The following is a 6,355-nucleotide window of genomic DNA, read 5'->3' as shown; positions in this document are numbered from 1 at the left end:
CGGACAGGGAGATCAAACGTCCGCCCACAGGGAGATCCCGATGTCCCTTGACAGAGGAGACTCAGTTCGACTGGCTCGAGCTGCCCGACGCACCCGAGCACTGGTCCTACCCCACGAAGCGAGCGTTCCTGCTGGTCGGCTCGCTCGCCCACTCCTGCGTCTGGCGGGCCGCTATCGCACCCTCGATGGACCTGCCCCACCTGCTGGCCGCGATGACGACCGTGCTTTCCCTCCTCGGAGGGCTGACCAGGGTGTGGCGGTTCGATCGGATGCGGACCGTGCTGGACCCCGCCACCGGCGACCTGACCGCGATGTTCTCCGCGTTCGCGAAGCACCACGGAGTCCAGGCCGTCGCCTGCCGACCCCGCTCAGGCAACCGCAAGGGCGTGGTCGAGAAGAACAACCACACCGCCGCCCAACGCTGGTGGCGAACCCTGCCCGACGAGATCACGGCCGAGCAGGCCCAGGTCTCCCTCGAAACGTTCGCGGCCCGGCAGGACGGCCGCCGCCGCGAGAGCCCGACCGGAACCACGACCGCCGCCCAGATGCGTGCTCAAGAGCGGCTCCGGCCCCTGCCGCCGATGGCGTTCCCGGTGGTGGTGACCGAGCAGCGGACCGTCTCGCGGCAAGCGTTGATCCACTGGCGCGGCAACCGCTACTCCGTCCCGCCCGAGCTGGCGATGGCCACGGTGAATGTTCACCAGCCCCTCGGCGCGGACCACATCGAGATCGCCACCACCTCCGGCGCCATGCTCGCCCGCCACCAGCTGGCCGAGGCCGGCCTCGGGATCACCCAGCGCACCGACCAGCACGTCACCGCGCTCGAGTCGATCGCTCTGGCCTCCGCCCCACCGGGCCGGCCTCACCGCCGCAAGGAACGCATCCCACCCGGGGCTGCGTCCCTGGCCGCGGCACAGGCCCTGACCGGGTCGCCCGCACCGACTGCGACCGTGATCGACCTGGCCGCCTACGAGCAGGCCGCGAAGAACAGGAACACCCTGACATGACCACCACACCCACTACCGCGAGCGTCTATCAGCAGCTTCGCGGCCACCTGAACGAGCTGAAGCTGGCCGACGCCGCCGAGGCTCTCCCCGGCATCCTTGACCAGGCACAGGCAGAGGACTGGACCCTCACAGGCGCCCTGGAGCGCCTGCTGGCCATCGAGGTCTCCGCCACCGAGAAACGGCGCCTCGCGGGCCGGTTCCGGTTCGCGAACCTTCCCACCGGCGCCACTTTGGAGAACTTCGACCATGACGCCGCTTCCGGCATCGACCCCAGCCTGCTCACGGAGTTGGGGACCTGCCGGTTCCTGGAGAACGCGACGAACGTGCTGCTCATCGGCCCGCCCGGAGTGGGTAAGACCCACATCGCCACCGGCCTCGGCCACGCCGCGGTCAATGCTGGCTATCGGGTCTACTTCACCTCCGCCGCTGACCTCGCCGCCCGCTGCCACCGCGCCGTGATCGAGGGCAAATGGTCCACGATGATGCGGTTCTTCGCCGGCCCCACCCTGCTGATCATCGACGAGCTCGGCTACCTGCCGCTGCCCGCCGAAGCAGCATCAGCACTGTTCCAAGTCATCAACCAGCGCTACCTGAAGACCTCGATCGTGATCACCACGAACAGACCCGTCGGCGCCTGGGGCGAGATCCTCGGCGACACCACCGTCGCCGCCGCCATGCTCGACAGGCTCCTCCACCGCTCCGTCGTGGTCACCCTCGACGGCGCGTCCTACCGACTCCGCAACCACCACGCCGCCGCCGAAGAAGTCCGCCGCGCCACGACCGGCACGAACCTCGGCTAACCTAACCCCGCGACCCGGGGAAGTTCACCGAGCAACTCTGGGGAAAATCGATGAGCGCCATCACTGTAGGGCCGGCAGAAGCCAGCCGCTCGGGTTGTGGTGTTGTCCTGTCCGGACGGCCAGGTCGTCAGTTCCCCGGGCCGGTGTCGGCACCCGCGTCGCTGAAGCCGCCCGAGCCGCTGGAGCAGAGCCACCGTGCTCTGACGTCGGCGATTCCACGCCGACCGTCGCGACTATCGCCGAAATCATTTGTAGTTGCTGTTACAGCCCCACGGTCAGGAGCATCTCGAGGCGGTGCCATCGCGGCACCTTCTCCCCGCTGATGACGCTCGCCATCGCTTCACCAGTGCACATCCGGGAGTCCCAGGGGAATCCACGCTCCCCGACAGCAGCAGAACTCATCGACCGCGACGCAGCAGCCCGGAGATCGCGTACAGGTTCCGCGGGTCCCGCATCGGGATCCGACAGCACGGCGCAGCCTCAGCGGGATTCCACGGCGACGCAGGGGTGAGCAGGGCGCGCAGCACCGCCGGAAGGCCGTGCGCCCGCCCAAGGTGCAGAGCACAGACGCAGGCACTGGCGCAGGCGCAGGCACAGCCGCAGACGACGAGAAGAGGGCCCCGCATCGTCGACACGATGCGGGGCCCTCAGCTGCCCGTCCCTGAGCAGGGATGCGGGCGCGATCGATCAGTGTGCGTGCTGGCCCACCGAGAACTCCATGACCCACAGGAGGATCCCGTAGATGGCGAAGATGACGCCGAAGGCGAAGATCCACCAACCGGCGGCAACCCCTAGGAAGCAGAGCGCGGCGCCGAGCGAGGCCCACAGCGGCGCCCAGCTGTACGGGGAGAAGCTTCCCTGTACGCCGGCGTCGTCGGCGACCTCGCCGTCCAGCTCGTCAGAGGCACCGAGGTAGTTCTTCTTGACCGCCAGGGAGGTCGCCATGGCGATCATGACCGACAGACCCGTCAGGCCGAGAAGCGCCGGGAAACCGACCGGCTCGAGGCCCAGAGGCTCGTAGCGCGCGGTGAGGAAGCCGTAAGCGATCGCGACGATCAGGAAGAAGACCGCCAGGATCCAGAAGATCTTTGCCGTTGCTCTCATGTCAGTTGGTCCTCGGGTTCGCGGCGGGCTCCTCAGCGAGCATGTGGTCCTGCAGAGCGACCTCCGGGTGATGGAGATCGAAGGCGGGACGCTCGGAGCGGATCCGGGGCAGGGAATGGAAGTTATGACGCGGCGGCGGGCAGGACGTCGCCCACTCGAGCGAGGCGCCGTAGCCCCACGGGTCGTCGACCTCGACCTTCTTGCCCTTGACGTGGGTCAGCACCACGTTGAGCAGGAAGGGCAGGGTGGAGACGCCCATGATGAAGGCGCCGACCGTCGAGATCTGGTTCATCCAGTCGAAGCCGTCCTCATGGAGGTAGTTCACGTAGCGGCGGGGGGCGCCGTCCACACCCAGCCAGTGCTGGATGAGGAACGTCATGTGGAAGCCGATGGTCAGCAGCCAGAAGTGCAGCTTGCCGATCCCCTCGCTGAGCTTGTAGCCGAACATCTTCGGCCACCAGAAGTAGAAGCCCGCGAACATCTCGAAGACCACGGTGCCGGCCATCACGTAGTGGAAGTGCGCGACCACGAAGTAGGTGTCGGAGATGTGGAAGTCCAGCACCGGCGAGGACAGGATCACGCCGGTCAGACCACCGAAGATGAAGGTGGTCAGGAAGCCGAGGGTGAACAGCATCGGCGTCTCGAAGGTCAACGACCCTCGCCACATCGTGCCGACCCAGTTGAAGAACTTCACGCCCGTCGGCACTGCGATGAGCATTGTCATGAAGGCGAAGAAGTCGAGCATCACGGCACCGGTGGTGTACATGTGGTGCGCCCACACGGTCACAGAGAGGGCGGCGATGGAGATCGTCGCACCCACCAGGGTCTTGTAGCCGAAGATCGGCTTGCGCGAGAAGACGGGGATGATCTCCGAGGCGATGCCGAAGAAGGGCAGCGCGAGCACGTACACCTCGGGGTGGCCGAAGAACCAGAACAGGTGCTGCCAGAGCACCGGTCCGCCATTGGCCGGGTCGAAGATGTTCGCGTCGAAACGGCGATCAGCGCCCAGCGCCAGCAGTGCGGAGGCCAGCGGCGGGAACGCCATCAGCACCAGCACCGCAGTGATGAGCGTGTTCCAGGTGAAGATCGGCATGCGGAACATGGTCATGCCCGGCATGCGCATGCACAGGATCGTGGTGATGAAGTTGACCGAGCCCAGGATGGTACCGAATCCCTGCAAGGCAAGTCCGAAGACCCAGAGATCACCCCCCAGGCCCGGGGAGAACGTGGTGTCCGACAGCGGCGCGTACGCGAACCAGCCGAAGGAGGCAGCTCCTTGCGGGGTGAGGAAGCCGGAGACGACGATCAGCGAGCCGAAGCCGGTGATCCAGAAGGCGAACATGTTCAGGCGCGGGAACGCCATGTCGACGGCACCGATCTGCAACGGCACCAGGTAGTTGGCGAAGCCGTTGAACAGCGGGGTGCCGAACATCAGGAGCATGATCGTGCCATGCATGGTGAACAGCTGGTTGTACTGATCCTTGGAGACCACGACCTGCAGGCCGGGCTCCCAGAGCTCGGTGCGGATGCCGAGGGCGAGCAGACCCGCGAAGCCGAAGAAGGCGAAGGCCATGCCCATGTACATCATGCCGATCAACTTGTGATCGGTCGTGGTCAGGAGCTTGAAGATCTGCGTGCCGAGATTGGTCGGCCGCTCCTCCTGGAACCGTCCGGCCACCGAGGTGCTCGGTGCGGCGGTGGTCTCGGTGCTCACTCGTTCTCTCCCTCGGTCCCGGTGGAGACGGTCTCCTCGGTGTAGCGAGGACCGGCGTCATCATGCTTCTCTCGCATGCTCCACTCCTCGTGGTTGCGGTTCAGGTCGACACCCAGCTGACCCTCGTTGCCCTGCTCGCGCAGCTCTTCCATGTGCGCGTCGAACTCCTCCTGGGAGACGACGACCACGTTGAACAGCATGTCCGAGTGGTACTCGCCGCAGAGCTCTGCGCACTTGCCGGCGTAGGTTCCCTCGGTGGTCGGGGTGACCTGGAAGCTCGTGGTGTACCCCGGCATCATGTCCTTCTTGTACAGGAAGTCCACGACCCAGAACGAGTGGACGACGTCGCGCGAGTCGAGTCGGAACTCGACGGACTGACCGACGGGCAGGTACAGCGTGGGCAGCGCATCGGCGGCCGCGTCATCCCCGTCGGCATCCACCTCGCCGGTCGCGAAGGACTGGATGCCCGCAGGCTCGTGGACGTTCTGGTCCACGTAGTTGATGTCCCAGCTCCACTGCTTGGCCACCACGTTGACGGTGTAGTCCGGCTCCGCGACATGCATCTCGATCTCGCGGGCGTCACGCTGCGTGAAGTAGAAGAAGGTCAGCACCATCACCACCGGAACGAGCGTGAACATCAGCTCGAGCGGCACGTGGTAGCGCAGCTGCACCGGGAAGCCGGTGTCATTCTTGCGACGGCGGTAGGCGATCGCGCACCAGATCGTGAGGCCCCAGATCATGAGGCCGACGAGGACCAGCACGGTCCAGGAACCGACCCAGAGGTTCGTGATGCGCTCGGTCTGGCTGGTGACCTCCTGGCCATCTTCCCGACCGGGCAAGAACCCGCGCTGCTGCGCCTGGGTGCAGCCCGCGAGGACCAGAGTGGCCAAGGCGAGGCCTGCTGCTGCTGCACGGCGTCCACGCCGCGCGCGCTGAGGGACCTGGGGGATCACAGAGGATGACCTTCCGCTCGTCGTCTCCACCCGCGACTCCGGAGCGAGCACACTGGCTCTCCCCGGCCCCGTGGTGCGGAGCTGGTACTTATATGGGCGGTACATACCCACAGTGCCGCGCCCTCCCCACGAGGAGAAGGCCGTGACCGGCCACGGGGGCCCGCCACTTGACGGCACGCTGTCATCATACGGCTTTTCGGAGGTGGTGAGGCCACCTCGACTCGCCGCAGAGCGCCCTGCCCAGGGCTCCGTGACCGGTCCGTGATCTGCAGGTTGCTGCGGTCACATGAAAACAGGCCCGGTCCGGTGACCTGATCGTCACCGGGCCGGGCCCGTCTCATCCGGGACGTACCCCGCCTCTGGGCGGGACCGCTCCGCAGGGGACTCAGCTGAAGGAGTCGCCGCATGCGCAGGAGCTGCCTGCGTTGGGGTTGTCGATCGTGAAGCCCTGCTTCTCGATGGTGTCGGCGAAGTCGATCACCGCACCGGAGAGATAGGGGCTGCTCATCTTGTCGATGATGACCTCGACGCCGTCGAACTCGACGACCTGGTCGTTGTCCATCAGGCGCTCATCGAAGTAGAGCTGGTAGATCAGTCCGGAGCAGCCGCCGGGCTGGACTGCGATCCGCAGGCGGAGGTCGTCCCGACCTTCCTGCTCCAGCAGCGTGGTCACCTTCTGCGCAGCGCCGGAGGTGAGGGTGACGTCGTGCGCCGCAGTCGGGCGCTCAGTGGTGGGCGTGGTCATGCGTTCCTCCTCGAAGCTCGTGTCCAGCCAGG

Annotated in this window: 6 protein-coding genes; 2 read left to right on the top strand and 4 right to left on the bottom strand. The window is 66.4% G+C overall.

All coding sequences use genetic code 11. From position 1 onward, the window contains the following. Nucleotides 1-47: 47 nt before the first annotated feature. Nucleotides 48-1,007 (top strand): Mu transposase domain-containing protein, encoded by a 960-nt coding sequence (locus ACTH43_RS14855; protein ID WP_441445674.1) that lies wholly within the window; start codon nt 48-50, stop codon nt 1,005-1,007. Beyond that, nucleotides 1,004-1,807, top strand: a complete 804-nt coding sequence (gene istB / locus ACTH43_RS14850; RefSeq protein WP_441445673.1) for an IS21-like element helper ATPase IstB — start codon at nt 1,004-1,006, stop codon at nt 1,805-1,807. Before ACTH43_RS14855 ends, istB begins: the two co-directional genes overlap by 4 nt. Before the next feature lie 687 nt (nt 1,808-2,494). Here istB and ctaF read toward each other — a convergent pair. The 4 genes from ctaF to erpA all read right to left on the bottom strand — a co-directional run bounded on the left by ctaF (nt 2,495) and on the right by erpA (nt 6,323). Further along, complete coding sequence (gene ctaF, locus ACTH43_RS14845) at nt 2,495-2,911, bottom strand: aa3-type cytochrome oxidase subunit IV (protein WP_441445672.1); 417 nt, start codon at nt 2,909-2,911, stop codon at nt 2,495-2,497. 1 nt (nt 2,912) lies between these two features. After that, complete coding sequence (gene ctaD / locus ACTH43_RS14840) at nt 2,913-4,625, bottom strand: aa3-type cytochrome oxidase subunit I (protein ID WP_441445671.1); 1,713 nt, start codon at nt 4,623-4,625, stop codon at nt 2,913-2,915. Then, complete coding sequence (gene ctaC / locus ACTH43_RS14835; protein ID WP_441445670.1) at nt 4,622-5,578, bottom strand: aa3-type cytochrome oxidase subunit II; 957 nt, start codon at nt 5,576-5,578, stop codon at nt 4,622-4,624. The genes ctaD and ctaC overlap by 4 nt, the downstream gene beginning before the upstream one ends. Nucleotides 5,579-5,963: 385 nt before the next feature. Further along, a complete protein-coding gene (gene erpA, locus ACTH43_RS14830) occupies nt 5,964-6,323 on the bottom strand; it encodes an iron-sulfur cluster insertion protein ErpA (protein WP_441445669.1) in 360 nt (119 codons plus the stop codon). Nucleotides 6,324-6,355: the final 32 nt, after the last annotated feature.

It is taken from the genome of Brachybacterium sp., from assembly GCF_052095815.1.
GTDB lineage: Bacteria > Actinomycetota > Actinomycetes > Actinomycetales > Dermabacteraceae > Brachybacterium.
Note: the sequence above shows the minus strand (reverse complement) of the source record. Positions and strands in the feature narration are given on the sequence as shown.